Annotated in this window: 19 protein-coding genes; 8 read left to right on the plus strand and 11 right to left on the minus strand. The window is 70.8% G+C overall.

Annotation, left to right across the window (positions count from 1 at the left end; translation table 11 throughout):
• Positions 1-43: 43 nt before the first annotated feature.
• Entirely contained in the window at positions 44-535 is a 492-nt protein-coding gene (locus AB0924_RS00300) for an inorganic diphosphatase (protein ID WP_010044289.1), read from the plus strand.
• A 115-nt stretch (positions 536-650) separates the two neighbouring features.
• Entirely contained in the window at positions 651-2,315 is a 1,665-nt protein-coding gene (locus AB0924_RS00305) for a threonine/serine exporter family protein (protein WP_358937539.1), read from the plus strand.
• A gap of 5 nt (positions 2,316-2,320) precedes the next feature.
• Here AB0924_RS00305 and AB0924_RS00310 read toward each other — a convergent pair whose 3' ends face one another.
• A complete protein-coding gene (locus AB0924_RS00310) occupies positions 2,321-3,340 on the minus strand; it encodes a DedA family protein (protein WP_366910294.1) in 1,020 nt (339 codons plus the stop codon).
• A 143-nt stretch (positions 3,341-3,483) separates the two neighbouring features.
• Between AB0924_RS00310 and AB0924_RS00315 the strand changes: the two genes are divergently transcribed.
• Positions 3,484-3,849 carry a YbjQ family protein gene (locus tag AB0924_RS00315; RefSeq protein WP_250402311.1) on the plus strand — a complete coding sequence of 122 codons (366 nt, stop codon included), beginning with the start codon at positions 3,484-3,486 and terminating at the stop codon, positions 3,847-3,849.
• A gap of 20 nt (positions 3,850-3,869) precedes the next feature.
• Here AB0924_RS00315 and AB0924_RS00320 read toward each other — a convergent pair whose 3' ends face one another.
• Entirely contained in the window at positions 3,870-4,631 is a 762-nt protein-coding gene (locus AB0924_RS00320) for a MerR family transcriptional regulator (protein WP_366910295.1), read from the minus strand.
• 112 nt (positions 4,632-4,743) lie between these two features.
• On the opposite strand from AB0924_RS00320, the gene AB0924_RS00325 reads away from it, so the two are divergent.
• Positions 4,744-6,030 carry an ion channel protein gene (locus tag AB0924_RS00325; protein ID WP_366910296.1) on the plus strand — a complete coding sequence of 429 codons (1,287 nt, stop codon included), beginning with the start codon at positions 4,744-4,746 and terminating at the stop codon, positions 6,028-6,030.
• A 27-nt stretch (positions 6,031-6,057) separates the two neighbouring features.
• Positions 6,058-7,461 (plus strand): glutamate decarboxylase, encoded by a 1,404-nt coding sequence (locus AB0924_RS00330; protein WP_358937531.1) that lies wholly within the window; start codon positions 6,058-6,060, stop codon positions 7,459-7,461.
• 43 nt (positions 7,462-7,504) lie between these two features.
• Here the strand turns inward: AB0924_RS00330 and AB0924_RS00335 are convergent, their stop codons facing one another.
• The 4 genes from AB0924_RS00335 to AB0924_RS00350 all read right to left on the minus strand — a co-directional run bounded on the left by AB0924_RS00335 (position 7,505) and on the right by AB0924_RS00350 (position 11,177).
• On the minus strand, positions 7,505-8,146 hold the full coding sequence (locus AB0924_RS00335; protein WP_358937529.1) for a PadR family transcriptional regulator: 642 nt from the start codon (positions 8,144-8,146) through the stop codon (positions 7,505-7,507).
• Between the two features lie 23 nt (positions 8,147-8,169).
• Entirely contained in the window at positions 8,170-8,709 is a 540-nt protein-coding gene (locus AB0924_RS00340) for a DinB family protein (RefSeq protein WP_358937527.1), read from the minus strand.
• Positions 8,710-8,821: 112 nt separating this feature from the next.
• The gene (locus AB0924_RS00345; protein ID WP_366910297.1) at positions 8,822-10,282 is read right to left on the minus strand and encodes an aldehyde dehydrogenase family protein; all 1,461 of its coding nucleotides are present in this window, start codon (positions 10,280-10,282) and stop codon (positions 8,822-8,824) included.
• Between the two features lie 70 nt (positions 10,283-10,352).
• Positions 10,353-11,177 carry a helix-turn-helix transcriptional regulator gene (locus tag AB0924_RS00350; protein ID WP_358937657.1) on the minus strand — a complete coding sequence of 275 codons (825 nt, stop codon included), beginning with the start codon at positions 11,175-11,177 and terminating at the stop codon, positions 10,353-10,355.
• Between the two features lie 334 nt (positions 11,178-11,511).
• On the opposite strand from AB0924_RS00350, the gene AB0924_RS00355 reads away from it, so the two are divergent.
• Positions 11,512-12,060: an ATP-binding protein gene (locus tag AB0924_RS00355; protein ID WP_358937523.1), complete on the plus strand. Its 549-nt coding sequence runs from the start codon at positions 11,512-11,514 to the stop codon at positions 12,058-12,060.
• A 79-nt stretch (positions 12,061-12,139) separates the two neighbouring features.
• On the opposite strand, the gene AB0924_RS00360 is transcribed toward AB0924_RS00355, so the two are convergent.
• The 4 genes from AB0924_RS00360 to AB0924_RS00375 all read right to left on the minus strand — a co-directional run bounded on the left by AB0924_RS00360 (position 12,140) and on the right by AB0924_RS00375 (position 13,789).
• A complete protein-coding gene (locus AB0924_RS00360; RefSeq protein ID WP_051105974.1) occupies positions 12,140-12,358 on the minus strand; it encodes a DUF397 domain-containing protein in 219 nt (72 codons plus the stop codon).
• A gap of 198 nt (positions 12,359-12,556) precedes the next feature.
• Complete coding sequence (locus tag AB0924_RS00365; protein WP_366910298.1) at positions 12,557-13,030, minus strand: SRPBCC domain-containing protein; 474 nt, start codon at positions 13,028-13,030, stop codon at positions 12,557-12,559.
• The gene (locus AB0924_RS00370) at positions 13,027-13,374 is read right to left on the minus strand and encodes a metalloregulator ArsR/SmtB family transcription factor (protein WP_358937519.1); all 348 of its coding nucleotides are present in this window, start codon (positions 13,372-13,374) and stop codon (positions 13,027-13,029) included. The genes AB0924_RS00365 and AB0924_RS00370 overlap by 4 nt, the downstream gene beginning before the upstream one ends.
• Positions 13,375-13,414: 40 nt before the next feature.
• Positions 13,415-13,789, minus strand: a complete 375-nt coding sequence (locus tag AB0924_RS00375; RefSeq protein ID WP_358937517.1) for a VOC family protein — start codon at positions 13,787-13,789, stop codon at positions 13,415-13,417.
• A 237-nt stretch (positions 13,790-14,026) separates the two neighbouring features.
• Between AB0924_RS00375 and AB0924_RS00380 the strand changes: the two genes are divergently transcribed.
• Positions 14,027-14,515 (plus strand): hypothetical protein, encoded by a 489-nt coding sequence (locus tag AB0924_RS00380; protein ID WP_358937515.1) that lies wholly within the window; start codon positions 14,027-14,029, stop codon positions 14,513-14,515.
• Positions 14,516-14,596: 81 nt separating this feature from the next.
• On the plus strand, positions 14,597-15,112 hold the full coding sequence (locus AB0924_RS00385; protein WP_358937513.1) for a DUF4232 domain-containing protein: 516 nt from the start codon (positions 14,597-14,599) through the stop codon (positions 15,110-15,112).
• A gap of 34 nt (positions 15,113-15,146) precedes the next feature.
• Here the strand turns inward: AB0924_RS00385 and AB0924_RS00390 are convergent, their stop codons facing one another.
• On the minus strand, positions 15,147-16,253 hold the full coding sequence (locus AB0924_RS00390) for a DUF2786 domain-containing protein (RefSeq protein ID WP_366910299.1): 1,107 nt from the start codon (positions 16,251-16,253) through the stop codon (positions 15,147-15,149).
• Positions 16,254-16,276: the final 23 nt, after the last annotated feature.

The following is a 16,276-nucleotide window of genomic DNA, read 5'->3' on the forward strand; positions in this document are numbered from 1 at the left end:
ACTTAATCACCAGAACTATGTGTTGATCATGGAGGAGCCACCGGTGGAGTTCGACGTCACGATCGAGATCCCGAAGGGTTCGCGCAACAAGTACGAGGTGGACCACGAGACCGGTCGGATCCGCCTGGACCGTCGCCTCTTCACCTCGACCGCCTACCCGACCGACTACGGCTTCGTCGAGAACACCCTCGGCGAGGACGGCGACCCGCTGGACGCGCTGGTCATTCTTGACGAGCCGACCTTCCCGGGCTGCCTCATCAAGTGCCGCGCGATCGGCATGTTCCGGATGACGGACGAGGCGGGCGGCGACGACAAGCTGCTCTGCGTCCCGGCCACCGACCCGCGTGTGGAGCACCTGCGCGACATCCACCACGTGTCGGAGTTCGACCGCCTGGAGATCCAGCACTTCTTCGAGGTGTACAAGGACCTGGAGCCCGGCAAGTCCGTCGAGGGCGCCAACTGGGTGGGCCGCACCGACGCCGAGATCGAGATCGAGCGGTCGTACAAGCGCTTCAAGGAGCAGGGCGGCCACTGACCGGCCGGTTTGCCCCACGCGGGCCGCGGCACCCTGGTGGGGTGGCGCGGCCCGTTTGCGTACGCGTGCGCATACTGAGGCCTACGAAAGGTGTCGTTTTAGGAAGCGGTGCGAGGTGACGGAGGCGGAGGACCGCAAGCCCCGGTCGGACGAGGCGCGGACCACGTACGACCCGGAGATCACGTCCGAGTTCGCCCTTCCCGAGGGACTGGCGGTCCCCAGGGGCGGGGGCGAGTCGGAGACCACGTCCGAGTTCTCGGTGCCCGAGGGGCTGCAGGCGCCGGTGCCCGCGAGCGCCGAGCCGGAGGGGTCGGCGTTCAGCCTGCCGCGCACCTACAGCGCCACGGACTCGCTGGTGGCGTTCACCCCGGCGACGGGTGTGCCCGCGGTCAGCCTGATCAAGGACGCGCCGTGGCAGGACCGGATGCGCACGATGCTGCGCATGCCGGTGGCCGAGCGGCCGGCGCCCGAGCCCGTGCAGCGGGCCGAGGACGAGGGTCCGGCGGTCCCGCGTGTGCTCGACCTGACCCTGCGTATCGGCGAGCTGCTGCTGGCCGGCGGGGAGGGCGCGGAGGACGTGGAGGCCGCGATGTTCGCGGTGTGCCGGTCCTACGGCCTGGACCGCTGCGAGCCGAACGTCACCTTCACCCTGCTGTCGATCTCCTACCAGCCGTCGCTGGTGGACGACCCGGTGACGGCCTCGCGCACGGTGCGGCGGCGGGGCACCGACTACACCCGCCTCGCGGCCGTGTTCCACTTGGTGGACGACCTGACCGACCCGGAGACCCATGTCTCCCTGGAGGAGGCCTACCGGCGGCTGGCCGAGATCCGCCGCAACCGGCACCCGTACCCCGGCTGGGCGCTGACCCTGGCCAGCGGGCTGCTGGCCGGTGCGGCCTCGGTGCTGGTCGGCGGTGATCTGATCGTGTTCATCGCCGCCGCGCTCGGCGCGATGCTCGGCGACCGGCTGGCCTGGCTGTGCGCGGGGCGCGGGCTGCCGGAGTTCTACCAGTTCACGGTGGCCGCGATGCCGCCGGCGGCGATCGGGGTGGCGTTCTCGCTGGCGCACGTCGATGTGAAGGCGTCCGCGGTGGTCACCGGTGGGCTGTTCGCGCTGCTGCCCGGGCGGGCGCTGGTGGCGGGGGTGCAGGACGGCCTGACGGGCTTCTACATCACAGCTTCGGCGCGCCTGCTGGAGGTCATGTACTTCTTCGTCGGCATCGTCGCCGGGGTGCTCGTCGTCCTGTATTTCGGGGTGAAGGTGGGCGGCACGCTGGACCCCGACGCGGCGCTGGGCGGCATCTCCGAGCGGCCGCTGGTGCAGATCGCCGCGTCCATGGTGCTGTCGCTGACGTTCGCCGTGCTGCTGCAGCAGGAGCGGTCCACCGTGCTGGCGGTCACGCTCAACGGGGGCGTGGCATGGTCGGTGTACGGCGCGATGCACTACACGGGCGGGATCTCGCCGGTGGCCTCCACGGCGGTGGCGGCGGGGCTGGTGGGGCTGTTCGGGCAGTTGCTGTCCCGGTTCCGGTTCGCGTCGGCGCTGCCGTACACAACCGCGGCCATCGGACCGCTGCTGCCGGGTTCGGCCACCTACTTCGGGCTGCTGAACATGGCGCAGAACGAGGTCGACAAGGGGCTGGTGTCGCTGGCCAAGGCGGCATCCCTGGCCATGGCGATCGCGATCGGGGTGAACCTCGGGTCGGAGATCTCCCGGCTGACCCTGCGGGTCGGCTCCGCCGGCAAGCGGCGCGCGGCGAAGCGGACCCGCGGTTTCTGACGGTCTCAGCGGGTGCGGTAGTCGCCCTGGGTGCCGTAGGGGTACTGGTTCTGGTCGTACTGGCTTTGGTCGTACTGGTCGTACTGGTTCGGGTCGTACCCGTTCTGGTCGTACTGGGGCCCGTTCTGGTCGTACCGCTGCCCGTTCTGGTCGTACCGCGGCTGCTGGTGGGGCTGCTGGTGCTGTCCCTGGCCGTAGTACTGGTCGCTCTCGTAGCCGCCCTGGTTCCAGGGCTGCGGCTCCTGCTGGGGCTGCTGCCGGTAGGGCTGCTGGTAGGGCTCCTCCGGCTCGATGCGGCGCAGGCGGGTCGTCGCGTCGTCCATGACCGGCCGCTGCTGGAACCCGGAAGCGGGGTGCTGCTGCTGAGCGGGCTGTGCCTCGTCCCCCTCCCGCTGCGCGGCCTTCTTGTTCTTGCTCCGCGCGCGCAGGTACTCGATCGCGATCGGGACCACCGACACGAGGACGATCAGGATGAGGATCGCCTCGATGTTGTCCCTGACGATCGCGTGCTGACCCAGCCAGGAGCCCAGCAGGGTGACGCCCGCGCCCCACAGGACGCCACCGATGACGTTGAAGGTCAGGAACGAGCGGTACCGCATGCCGCTGACGCCGGCGACGATCGGCGTGAAGGTGCGCACGACCGGCACGAAGCGGGCCAGGACCAGGGATTTCGGGCCGTACTTCTCGAAGAACTCGTGCGCCTTGGCGACGTTCTCCTGCTTGAACAGCCGTGAGTCCGGACGGCTGAACAGGGAGGGCCCGACCTTCTTGCCGAACATGTAACCCGCCTGGTCGCCGAGGATCGCGGCGAGGCAGATCAGGGCGATCGCGCCCCACAGCGGGAAGTCCATCTTGTGGGTGGTGATCAGCAGACCGCAGGTGAACAGCAGCGAGTCACCCGGCAGGAAGAAGCCGATGAGCAGGCCGGACTCGGCGAAGACGATGAGCAGCAGGCCCCAGATGCTGTAGGTGTCCAGCAGGTACTGGGGGTCCAGCCAGCTCGGGCCGAGGGCGAGTGTCGTCACGGGTCCGGGCTCCTGAGGGGGTGAGGCGGCTACGGCGTCCATGGGGGCGGCCGCACAAAGCTACCAACGTGGGGTGACCGCCCCAGGTTCCACCGGGTGCCTCCAGGATGCACTGTGGTGCGACCGGGAGAAAGCTGTGACCCATGGGACTCGATGACTACGGCGGCGGCCAGGGGCCCCAGCCGGACGTGCTGGTCGTGACCACGAACGACGTGCCCGGTTACCGGGTGCAGCAGGTGCTCGGCGAGGTCTTCGGACTGACCGTGCGCTCGCGGCACATCGGCAGCCAGATCGGTGCCGGGCTGAAGTCGATGATCGGCGGCGAGCTGAGGGGGCTCACGAAGACGCTCGTGCAGACCCGCAACCAGGCCATGGAACGGCTGGTGGAGCAGGCACGCGCGCGTGGCGCCAACGCGGTGCTGATGTTCCGCTTCGACGTCACCGAGGCGGCGGACGTGGGCACCGAGGTATGCGCCTACGGCACGGCCGTCGTGCTGGCCCGGGAGTAGGCCTCCCCCGGGCCGGCGGATCACGCCGTGCGGCGGTCGGCGTTGGCGGCGATCGCCTCGCTGAGGTGGTCGGCGAGGCCGGGCCGGACGGAGTCGTAGAACGCCTTGAAGCGCTCGTCGGCGACGTACATCGCGCCCAGGCAGCGGTGCATGGGGTGCGGGCACTCGTAGAACCACTTGCCGATGTGCCGGCGGTGCTCCTCGGCCAGGTCCATGGCCGCCTCGTCGGCCGGCTGCCCGCCGGCGGCCATCAGGGCGACGTAGCGCGCGGTCCAGCCGTCGGTCTCGGCCTGCATGCGCCGCCAGTCGTCCTTGGTGTAACGGGCGGCCCGGCGCTGCGACTCGGCGTAGGCCTCGGTGCCGCCCCAGCGCCGCTCGGTCTCCTCGGCGTACCGCTCGGGGTCGTTGTCCCCGAAGACCTCGAACCGCTCCTCGGGGGTGAGGTTGATGCCCATCGTGCGTGCCTCCATGGCGTGCTCCACGGCCGCGGCCATCTTCTGCAGCTTCTCGATCCGGGCGGTCAGCAGCTCGTGCTGGCGGCGCAGGTGCGCGCGCGGGTCCGCGTCCGGGTCGTCGAGCAGGGCCGCGACCTCGTCGAGCGGGAAGCCGAGTTCCCGGTGGAACAGGATCTGCTGGAGCCGGTCGAGGTCGGTGTCGTTGTAGCGCCGGTGGCCGGCGTGGGTGCGCTCGCTGGGCACGAGCAGGCCGATCTCGTCGTAGTGGTGCAGGGTGCGCACCGTGATTCCGGCGAACCCCGCGACCTGTCCCACGGAGTAGCTCACTTTCCGCTCCTTGTCGTCGGTACGGGCACCACGCTGAGGCCTCACGCCACGTGAGGTGCAAGCCGGACGCGCTCCGGATGTTGGCGGCGGTGTGTCCGCTTATCGTGACGACGTGACCCAGGACACCGGACAGCAGGCCCGCTCCACCCGGCCGGCGAGCCCGGCGCGGGCCCTGCTGCCGTTGATCCTGCCCGCTGTCGCCGTCGGCGTGGCCGCGAGCCTCGTGTACGTCGGCCTGAGCCTGGGCGCGGAGCAACTGCAGCACGTGCTGTGGGGGCCGCTGCCGGACGCGCTCGGCGTGGGCCCCTACTCGGTGTTCTGGATGTTCGTCATGCTGGTGGCCACCGGCCTCGCCGTCGGGCTGGTGGTCTGGAAGGTACCGGGCCACGCCGGGCCGGATCCGGCGACGACCGGTCTGGACGCGCCGGTGCTGCCGCCCCTGGTGCTGCCCGGCCTGGTGCTGGCGACGGGGCTGATGCTGGCGGGCGGGCCGAGCCTGGGCCCGGAGAACCCGATCATCGCCGTGAACGTCGGCCTGGCGGCCTGGCTCGGCGGGCGCCTGCTGTCCCGGATGCCAGGGGCCCTGTGGCCGATGCTGGCGGAGGCGGCCACGATCGGCGCGCTCTTCGGCACCCCGGTGGCGGCGGCCCTGGTGATCTCCGAGGCGCTGGCCGGGCGGCCGGTCAGGGGTCTGCTGTGGGACAACCTGTTCGCGCCGCTGACCGCGGCGGCGGTCGGGGCGCTGACCACCTCGCTGCTGTACAGCCCGGCCTTCGACCTGGGCCTGCCACCGCTGGGCCGGCCGCGCTGGACGGACCTGCTGGCGGCCCTGGTGATCGCCTCGGTGGCCGCCCTGCTCGGCATGTGCGCCGTACGCGCCTTTCCCTATGTCCACGCGGCCTTCCAGCGGTTGCGGCACCCGATGCTGATGCTTCCGGCGGGCGGTCTCGTGCTCGGCGCCCTGGCCGCCGTGGGCGGCCGTCTGACCCTCTTCAAGGGGCTGTCGGAGGTGGGTGAGCTGGCACATGACCCGACGGGCTGGACGGCCGGGCAGTTCGCCACCATGGCCGTGGTGAAGCTGGCGGCGCTGCTGGTCGCCGCCTCCTGCGGCTTCCGGGGCGGCCGGATCTTCCCCGCCGTCTTCGCGGGCTCCGCGCTCGGTCTGTGCGCCCACGCGCTCGTCCCGGCCGTGCCCGCCGCGCTGGGCGTGTCCGCGAGCGTGCTGGGCATGCTGCTGGCGATCACCCGGCAGGGCTGGGTGAGCCTGTTCACGGCCGCCGTCCTGGTGGCCTCCCCCGCCATCATCGCCCTGCTCTGCATCGCCTCACTGCCGGCCTGGCTGCTGGTGACCGGGCGGCCGCAGATGCAGCTGCGCGCTGACGGCACCTCCGTCCGCTGACCCCATCCGCCTGTCTGGAGGCACGTCATGGCCCTGCACAAAGGTCCGGAGAAGCACGAAGAGCGCCTGATGTCGGTCAACCCGTTCTACGGTGAGGCCAATCCGGTCGGCGGAATGACCGAGGCCCCGCCCAAGCACCGGCTCCCCGACACCCCGCTGCCGCCGTCCACGGCGTACCAGCTGGTGCACGACGAGCTGATGCTGGACGGCAACTCGCGGCTCAACCTGGCCACCTTCGTCACCACCTGGATGGAGCCGCAGGCCGGGGTGCTGATGGGTGAGTGCCGGGACAAGAACATGATCGACAAGGACGAGTACCCGCGCACGGCCGAGCTGGAGCGGCGGTGCGTGGCGATGCTGGCCGACCTGTGGAACGCCCCGGACCCGTCGGCCGCCGTGGGCTGTTCGACCACGGGTTCCAGCGAGGCCTGCATGCTGGCCGGGATGGCGCTCAAGCGCCGCTGGACGCAGCGCAACGCCGACCGCTATCCGGGAGCACGCCCGAACCTGGTCATGGGCGTCAACGTCCAGGTCTGCTGGGAGAAGTTCTGCAACTTCTGGGAGGTGGAGGCCCGGCTGGTGCCCATGGAGGGCGACCGGTACCACCTGGACCCCAACGCGGCGGCCGAGCTGTGCGACGAGAACACCATCGGTGTCGTCGGCATCCTCGGCTCCACCTTCGACGGGTCGTACGAGCCGATCGCGGAGCTGTGCGCGGCCCTGGACGCCCTCCAGGAACGCGCCGGGCTGGACATCCCGGTGCACGTGGACGGCGCCTCCGGGGCGATGATCGCGCCGTTCCTCGACGAGGACCTGGTGTGGGACTTCCGGCTGCCGCGGGTGGCGTCGATCAACACCTCGGGGCACAAGTACGGCCTGGTCTACCCGGGCGTCGGCTGGGCGCTGTGGCGGGACAAGGAGGCGCTGCCCGAGGAGCTGGTCTTCCGGGTCAACTACCTGGGCGGCGACATGCCGACGTTCGCTCTGAACTTCTCCCGCCCCGGCGCCCAGGTCGTCGCGCAGTACTACTCGTTCCTGCGGCTGGGCCGTGCGGGCTACCGGGCGGTGCAGCAGACCACGCGGGACGTGGCGCGTTCGCTCGCCGGGAAGATCGAGGCGCTCGGCGACTTCCGGCTGCTGACGCGCGGGGACGAGCTGCCGGTGTTCGCCTTCACCACCCAGGGCGGCCTGCCCTACGACGTCTTCGACGTCTCCCGGCGGATGCGCGAGCACGGCTGGCTGCTGCCCGCCTACACCTTCCCGCCGAACCGCGAGGACCTGGCGGTGCTGCGGGTCGTGTGCCGCAACGGCTTCTCCCACGACCTGGCCGACCTGTTCGTGGACGACCTGGCCCGGCTGCTGCCGGAACTGCGCCGGCAGCCGCATCCCCTCACCAAGGACCGGGACGCGGCCACCGGCTTCCATCACTAGGGCGTGTCCGCAAGGGCCGTACCGGACCAGGGGTCGTGCCGGGTCAGAGGTCGTCCCCCGGGTGCCGCTCCCCCGTGGCGTACGGGTTGTCCTGGCCCTCGGTGAGGACGCCCACGAACGGCTCGCCCTCCCCCGCGAAGGTGTACGCGCCGGCCTCCAGGCGGGCGATGAGCCCCTGGGTCCAGGCGGCGTCGGAGTCGGCCGTGTGCAGCCAGAGATTCATGATCTCGCCGATGTGTCCGAGCTGTCCGGGGCCGTCCTCGGGGATGTAGTTCCCGGTGACCGCGGAACGCCACTGACCGATGCGCCGGATCCGCTCCCGGAGCAGGTCCAGCGCATCGGCCCGCTCCAGCTCGACCAGGAAGCCGATGGCGGCGGACTGGATGTCCATCTTCTGGTCGTAGGAGACCAGGGACTCGCGCAACAGCCGGAAGAACTCCGTCTCGCCCGGGTCCGTGATCTCGTACTCGGTGCGCGGCGGACCGCCCGCGGTGGACGGCGCGATCTCGTGCGCGCGCAGCAGCCCCTGCTTCGCCATCTGCTTCAGGGCGTGGTAGATCGAGCCCGGCTTGGCGTTGGACCACTCGTGCGCGCCCCAGTACTCCAGGTCGCTCCGGACCTGGTAGCCGTGGGCCCGCCCGTGCTGGCGGACCGCACCCAGCACGAGGAGACGGATCGCTGACATGCCGTCCAGGTTATGGCCGCGGCTCAGCCCCGCTGTTCCAGGGCCACCAGCTCGAAGGCGGTCTTCCCGTCCAGGGACTCCCGGATGATGTCGGCGTGGCCGGCGTGCCGGGCGGTCTCGCGGATCAGGTGCAGGCACAGCCAGCGCAGGGAGACACGGCCCTCCGGCGGGAACCAGGGGTCGGGCGGCAGCGGGAAGGTGTCGTCCAGGCTGGGCGCGGAACGGATGTACTCCTCCGTCTCGCCGGCGACCTTCTCCCAGTACGCGAGCTGCCCGGCCACCGTCTCGTCGTCGGTGAGCCGGAAGCACTCGTCCCAGTTCGACTGGTCGCGGTGGACCGCCGGCGGCTCCTGCCGGGCCCGGGCCAGCCAGCTCTGCTCGACCTCGGCGACATGCTTGAGCAGCCCGCCGAGGGACAGCTCGCTGGCGCTCGGACGGGAGCGGGCCTGCTCCTCGGTCAGCCCCAGCAGGGCCCGACGGATGCCGCCTCGCTGCTCCTCCAGGAACGCGAGCAGCGCCCCGCGCTCGTCGCCCTGCGTCTCCGCCGCCACGTGTGTGACCATGACCGGCCGCCTTTCATCGGGTCCTCTTGCCTGACACCGACGAAACTACGGGCCCTTGCGGTCAGCTTCTGTCCGCAAGGGCCCGGCACGCGCGTGATGTTCCGGTTGCCCGCTAGAAGGGGAAGCCGCTGCGGCCGTGCTGCACCGAGATCCACTTGACCGTGGTGAAGGCGTCGACGGTCGTCTCGCCGTTCAGCCGGCCGAGGCCGGAGTGCTTCTCGCCGCCGAACGGCACCAGCGGCTCGTCGTGCACGGTGCCGTCGTTCACGTGGAACATGCCGGTGTCGATCCGCTTGGCGAACGCGACACCGCGCTCGATGTCGCCCGTGTGGACGGCGCCGCTGAGACCGTAAGGGGTGTCGTTGACGATCCGGACCGCCTCCTCCTCGCCGTCGAAGGGGACCAGGAAGACGACCGGGCCGAAGATCTCCTGCTGGAGCAGGGCGGAGCCGGCGGGGACGTCGGTGAGGACGCTGGGCTCGACCAGGTTGCCGGTGGTGGTGCCGTGCACGAGGGCGGTGGCGCCCTCGGCGAGCGCCTGTTCCACGGCGCCCGAGACGGCGCTCGCCTGCTGGGAGTTGATCATCGGGCCGATGACGGTCTGCGGGTCGCGCGGGTCGCCGACCTTCAGCGTCCGGACCTTGGCGACGAACTTCTCGGTGAACTCCTCGGCCACCGAGCGGTCCACCAGGACCCGGTTCGCCGCCATGCAGACCTGGCCCTGGTGCACGTAGCGGCTGAAGACGGCCGCGTCCACCGCGTAATCGATGTCGGCGTCGTCCAGGACCACCAGCGCGCTGTTGCCGCCCAGCTCGAGCACCGCGCGCTTGAAGTGGGAGGCGCAGACGGTGGCGACGTGCCGGCCGACCTTGTCGGAGCCGGTGAAGGAGATGACCTTGGGGACCGGGTGCTCGATGAAGGCGTCGCCGATCTCGGCTATGTCGGTGACGACGACATTGAGCAGGCCGCCCGGCAGCCCCGCGTCCTCGAAGATCTTCGCCACCAGGGTGCCGCCCGCGATCGGGGTGTTCTGGTGCGGCTTGAGCACCACGCCGTTGCCGAGCGCGAGGGCCGGGGCCACGGACTTGATCGACAGCAGGAACGGGAAGTTGAACGGGCTGATCACGCCCACCACGCCCACCGGCACCCGGTAGACACGGTTCTCCTTGCCGTCGGCCGGGGAGGGCAGGATCCGGCCCTCCGGGCGCAGCGCCAGGTGGACCGCCTCGCGCAGGAACTCCTTGGCGAGGTGCAGCTCGAAGCCGGCCTTCACGCGCGTGCCGCCCAGCTCCGTGACGATCAGGTCGGCTATCTCCTGCTCGCGGTCCTCGATCAGCCGCAGCGCCCGCTCGAACACCGCACGGCGGGCGTAGGGGTTGGTCGCGGCCCACTGCTTCTGGGCGCGGGCGGCACTGCGGTAGGCCTGGTCGACCTCGTCGACGGTCGCCACGGTGATCGAGGCCAGCTTCTCGTCGTCGTACGGGTTGAAGTCGATGACGTCCCAGGAACCGGTGCCCGGGCGCCACTCACCGTCGATGTACTGCTGGGCCAGGTCGCTGAAGTAGGACGGCATGTGATCCCTCAATCGGTAGCAGACACAGGAGCCACGTCACGGTCTGATCACGCGTCATCGTACTTGTGTCTCAAGAGAGTTGAAGGAGACCCCGGAGAAGATCCCGGCTCTCGTCCGGGCCCGGACTGTCCTGCTGGAGCTCCTTGAGCGCCTGCTCGTACTGGGCGACGTCCTCGCGCTTGTCCAGGTACAGGGCGCTGGTCAGCTGCTCCAGGTAGACCACGTCGGACAGGTCCGCGTCGGGGAAGCTGAGGATGGTGAAGGCGCCGCTCTCGCCGGAGTGCCCGCCGAAGCCGAACGGCATCACCTGGAGCCGGACGTTGGGGCGCCCGGAGATGTCGATCAGGTGCTGGAGCTGGCCGCGCATCACGTCACGGTCGCCGTACGGGCGGCGCAGGGCGGCCTCGTCCAGGACGATGTGGAGCTCGGGGGCGTTGTCCGCGAGCAGGTGCTTCTGCCGCTCCAGGCGCAGCGCGACCCGCCGCTCCACGTCGGCCGGGCTCGCGCCCTTCATGCCGCGCCGGACCACCGCGCGGGCATACTCCTCGGTCTGCAGCAGGCCGTGCACGAACTGCACCTCGTACACCCGGATCAGCGAGGCGGCACCCTCCAGGCCCACGTAGGTGGGGAACCAGCTCGGCAGTACGTCGGTGTAACTGTGCCACCAGCCCGCCACGTTGGCCTCCCGGGCGAGGGAGAGCAGGGACTCGCGCTCCGCCTCGTCACTGATGCCGTACAGCGTCAGCAGATCCTCGACGTCCCTGGTCTTGAAGCTCACCCGGCCCAACTCCATCCGGCTGATCTTCGACTCGGACGCGCGGATCGAGTAACCCGCCGCCTCGCGCGTGATCCCCCGTGCTTCACGCAGCCGCCTGAGTTGCGAGCCGAGCAGCATGCGCCGCACCACCGATCCGGGCTCTCCCGCGCTCACGTTCGCCAGCCTCCCCAACCGTCTTCAGGAGCCGCAGTCTGCCACTAAAACACTTCGAGCAGTACTCGTCCGGTTACGGAAACGGAAAGAGGTCGGCCGTTTTCCCCAGGCAGAGGTACGTACCTCTGACAGTCGCATGGTCCAATGTGGCAGAAAAAATGGCCAAGAAGCGGTACGGGCCAGATCATTTCGGTCACGTGCACGTGCATCTGCCCTTGCATCTGCCTGTCCCATCCGAAACCATGGTGCCGCGCCACCGCTGCATCGCTACGACCGCGAATTCCCGGGAGTGCCTCGCATGGGGACGAATGGATCGACCATGCTCAAGCCGTTACGGCAGGGCCTTCCGCCGTTGGACCCCGCAGCCGTCTCCGATGCCGCCTCCTGCGCCCTGCCGGCCCGTTACGAGGCGGTGGGCGAGGCCCGGCGCTTCACCCGCCGCACCCTGGACCAGTGGGACGTGGGCGACCGTTTCGACGACATATGTCTCGTCGTCTCGGAACTCGTCACCAACGCCCTGCGGCACGGCCTGCCCATCCCCCACCAGCGTCCGTCCGGCGAGGCCCGGCGGTCCGCGCCGTCCGGTCCGGCCGACGCCGGCCCCTCGCCGCAGCCGCCCGCCGTCCGCCTGCACCTGCTGCGCTGGACCGAGCGGCTGGTGTGCGCGGTGCGCGACCCCAGCGACGAGACGCCGGCGCCGCGCGATTCGGACGACTTCTCGGCCGAGTCCGGCCGGGGGCTGTTCCTGGTCGACTCCTTCGCCGACGGCTGGGGCTGGCATCCGCTCGCCGGCACGCTCGACGGCAAGGTCGTCTGGGCGCTGTTCCGGCTCCGGCCGGCCGACTGACATGCCACGGGGCCGAGTCACGCCCGGTGTCTACGCGCGTACACCGGGTCGCTGCCGCCCCCTGGGGCGCTGAGTCGTTTCAGCCGGCTATGAGGTGGTCGAACTCGCCGTCCTTGATCCCGAGGAGCATCGCCTCGATCTCCGCGCGCGTGTAGACGAGCGCGGGCCCGTCCGGGAAACGCGAGTTGCGCACCGCCACATCACCGCCGGGCAGGCGGGCGAACTCTACGCAGGAGCCCTGCGAGTTGCTGTGCCTGCTCTTCTGCCAGGCCACTCCGTCCAGCTGCGTGGCAGCCATGCCGTTGTACACGTCGTACCTTCCGTACACGCCGTCAACGTCGCGGTCCACAGGTCGCTCCCCGGTGGTGCACTTGGCTGATGTGGCCATGGATGTCTTGGTCAACTGATCCGGATCATAGCTGCGTTCATGTGCAGTTGCATGAGCAGATGCACGTGCACGGGGCGTGTTGCCGCGATTACAGCTTTGACGTCCGCTTTACCGGAGCCGTTCCAGCATCCGTCCGAGAGACGGCAGCACATGCCCTCTCCAGCCCCCGTTCATGATCTTCCGCGCCATCATCTGCGCCGGGTCGTCCGGATCGAATCCCTCGTGCACTAGGAACAGACGCGTGCCGCGCCCTTCCTGTTCCAGGGTCCACGTGATGGTCCAGTCCGTGGGACCGGCGGGATCCGCGTCGGCCCAGCGGAGGGCCAGCATCCGCTCGGGGACGTAGGCGAGGACGCGCACTTCGACGACACCGGAGAAGCGGGTGGCGGGGCGCGGGACCGAGGTCATCCGGTACCGGTGACCGACCTCGAGCCGGAAGTCCTCGGCGCCGGGCATCTGCCAGCGGGCCAGCAGCTCGGGTTCGGTCAGGGCACGCCAGACCTTGGCGGGCGGATGTGGGAAGAACTGGTCGACGCGGACGGTGGTGAGGTCGTCGGCGTCACCGGGCGGTGCGGTGCTCATGGGTGTTCATCGTCGGGCATGCGGTCGAGCAGATCGCCGAGGCCCTTAAGGCGGTCGCGCCAGAACCGCTCGTACGGATGGAGCCAGTCCTGCACCTCGGCGAGCGGCGCCGCCTCCAGGCGGTAGATGCGCTGCCGGCCGGAGCGCTGCTCGGAGACGAGGCCGGCGTCCCGGAGCACCTTGAGGTGCTCGGACAGGCTCGGACGGCGCATGTCGAAGTGCTCGGCCAGGGCCTGCACGGCCTGCGGACCGCGCTCGCGCAGCAGCCGCAGCACCTCGCGGCGGGTGGCGTTGGCGAGCGCGGCGAAGACACGGTCCTCGGCGGCGGTACCCGTCCCGGTCACGGGGCGGCCGGATTCATCGGGCGGTCCGGTTCATGGGGCGTCAGAAGCCTTCCTTCTCCGTGAGCAGCATCAGGCCGTTGCCGTCGGGGTCCGCGAAGGAGGCCATGCGCCCCCAGGGGAGCTCGTCCGGCCCCTGCACCGGGGTTCCGGCAGCGGCGAGCCTGGCGCAGTCCGCGTCGACGTCGGTCGTGACCAACATGATCCCGTGCGCGGAGCCGGGCGTGAAACCGCCCATCCCCGGCCCGGAGAGCGTGAAGACGGTCTGCGCGCCCTCGGGGGCCACCTGGAGCCAGCGGCCCTGGGGCAACCGCCGGTCGGCGGTGACCTCCATGCCGAGGACGTCGCGGTAGAAGCGCAGGGCGCGGTCCTGGTCGGAGACGGGGAGGGTGACGAAGGAGGCGTGTGTGATGGTCATGCGCTGAGAATAGGTAGGCAACTCCCTACGCGTCAACCGTAGGATATTCCCTACCCGTACCGGGTGAGCAGCCATGGGGGGATTTCCCGCACGGCGTCCGGAATTTCCCGCACGGCGTCCGGAAGTGTTCGGGGTAACGGCTGGTAACTTGCTGCGGTCCCTCCGGTTCGGGGGTGCCGTCCCGAGCGGGACGACGGCCCCGGGGCGGTCCGGTTCGCTACAGCTTGGGAGCTTGACGTGACTACGGCGACTGCAAGGGTGCGGACGGCGGCCGCGGCGGCGGGGCTGGTGGGCGCGCTCGCGCTGACCGCGTGCGGCGGGGGCGGCGCCGAGGACGACTCCTCACCTGCCCCGGCACCGACGGCCGGGGCGGAGTCCGGCAGCGGCTCCACGGGCACGGTCACGGGCGCTTCCGACGAGCTCCAGGGCAGCTGGGTCACCACCACCAAGGGGACGATCGTGGCCCTGGTGATCACCGGCAAGAAGGCCGGGCTCTTCGCGACGGGCGGAGCCACGTGCGCCGGCACCGCCGGCACCGAGTCGGGCATGCGGATGATCCATCTCGACTGCACCAACGGCAGCAAGGACCGGGTCAGCGGCATGGTCGAACCGGCGAGCGAGAACACCCTGAAGGTGACCTGGTCCGGCAAGCTCGGCGAGGAGACCTACACCAAGGCCGAGGGCGGCAAGCTGCCCTCCGGGATGCCGACCAACCTGAAGCGGTGAATTCGGTGGGGTGCGTGAGCGGACCCCCGGCGCAGGCGCCATGATGCGAGAAGACCGTCACGACCTCGATGGGACCTGCTCATGCGCGCCATTCCGCTCACCGTCACCGCCCTCGCCGCCGCCCTTCTGCTGACCGCCTGTGACGACGGCGGTGGAGGCAAGAACGGCAAGAGCGGCTCCGCCTGCGAGATCGGCGGGGTCGCGGTGCAGATCGGCTCGGCGAGCGTGGCCCCGGCCGCCGGTGACACCGGCGAGGTGCCCGTCAGCATCACCAACCAGAGCACGCCCTGCACCCTGGACCACTTCCCCGGCGCCACGCTGAGCACCGGCGGCGGCGAGGTGAAGCTGCCCGTGCAGGAGGGGGCGAAGGCACAGAAGCTGAAGCTCGCCAAGGGCGACTCGGCGACCTTCACCATCACCTACGTCCGCGGCGGCGCGGGCGGCAAGGCCGGACTGGTGGCGAAGTCGGTGAAGATCAGCCTGCCCGGCACGACCTCCGCCCGGAGCTTCCCGTGGTCCTACGGGCCCGTCGCGACCAAGGGCTCCACCGGCACCCCGGACGCCTCTGTCAGCGCCTTCCAGCAGGTCGGGGACTGACGTCCGCGCGGTGCGGCGGGCCGGGCCCTGAGGGTCAGCCGAGCCGGGGGCGGGCCCTGACCTGGGCCTGGTCCGCCGCCCGCGCGCCCTCCGTCCAGCCCGCCGCGTCGCTCACCCCGCGCAGCCGGGTCGTGGTGGTCTCGGGGAACATGTGTCCGAGCCGGTCGGTCACGGCCATCTCGCGGGTGGCGAGGACCGGCAGCAGGTCCTGGGTCACCTGGGTTCCGGCCACGGCCGCGAGGCGGTCGCCGACACGGTGCGCGTAGGCCGCGAGGAACGACTGCCGGAACGTCTTGGTGCGCTTGCGGCCGCCGGCGCGCTGCGCCGCCTCGGCCTTGGTCATCGCATGGGTGGCCTGCACGAGCAGCGAGGTGTGGAGCAGTTCGACCGCCTCCAGGTCCGCCTCGAAACCGACGACCGTGGAGAAGCAGAGCGCCTCGTTCCACACCGCACGGCAGCGGTTGGCGGTGGCCACCGCGTCCAGCAGCACCGCCTTGGCCTGCTCGTACGGCGGCTCCACGCCGATACGGCAGGCGCCGGGCGCGTCCGGCGCGGGGGCCTCGGCGGCCAGCAGCGCCTCGTCGACGCTGTGCCGGGCCATCAGCTCCTGCGCCTTGGCCGAGAGCGCCTCCGCCTCCTCGGGGTAGCCGGTGGCCTCGGCCTTGGCGAGCAACGCGCGGATGCGGCTGAGCATGCGGGAGGCGCCGGGCCCCGGATCACGGCGGGGCTCCTCCAGGATCTCCATGGCGGGCAGGCGCAGCAGCAGGCGGTACAGCTCCAGCGTCGCGGTGGCGTGCGAGAAGCGGTCGCCCGCTCGCGCGGTGGACTCCGGGAGGGCCTCCAACTGGGCGGCCCAGCGGCGCCCGCGGGCGCGGTCCTGCCCGGACTGCGCCCGGATCAGCGCCGACACGAGCGCCAGGTGGACCTCCTCCAGCTCGCGCCGCACGAGTCGTACGACATCGGCGGGCTGCCAGCCGCGCCGCCAGGCGGCCGCCACGAACTCCTCGCCCCGGCGCGTGAGTTCGGTGTCCGCCGCGGGGTCGGCGGCGAGCAGGGAGGCACCCGTGTCGAGTCCGGCGTCGTTGTCCTCGTACAGGGCGGCGCGGAAGGCCCGTTCGACGGTGCTGGCAGTGCTGGTCACCCGTCGATCGTGCCACGGGCCAC

The sequence above is a fragment of the Streptomyces sp. NPDC047869 genome (assembly GCF_040704065.1).
In the GTDB taxonomy this organism is placed as follows: domain Bacteria; phylum Actinomycetota; class Actinomycetes; order Streptomycetales; family Streptomycetaceae; genus Streptomyces.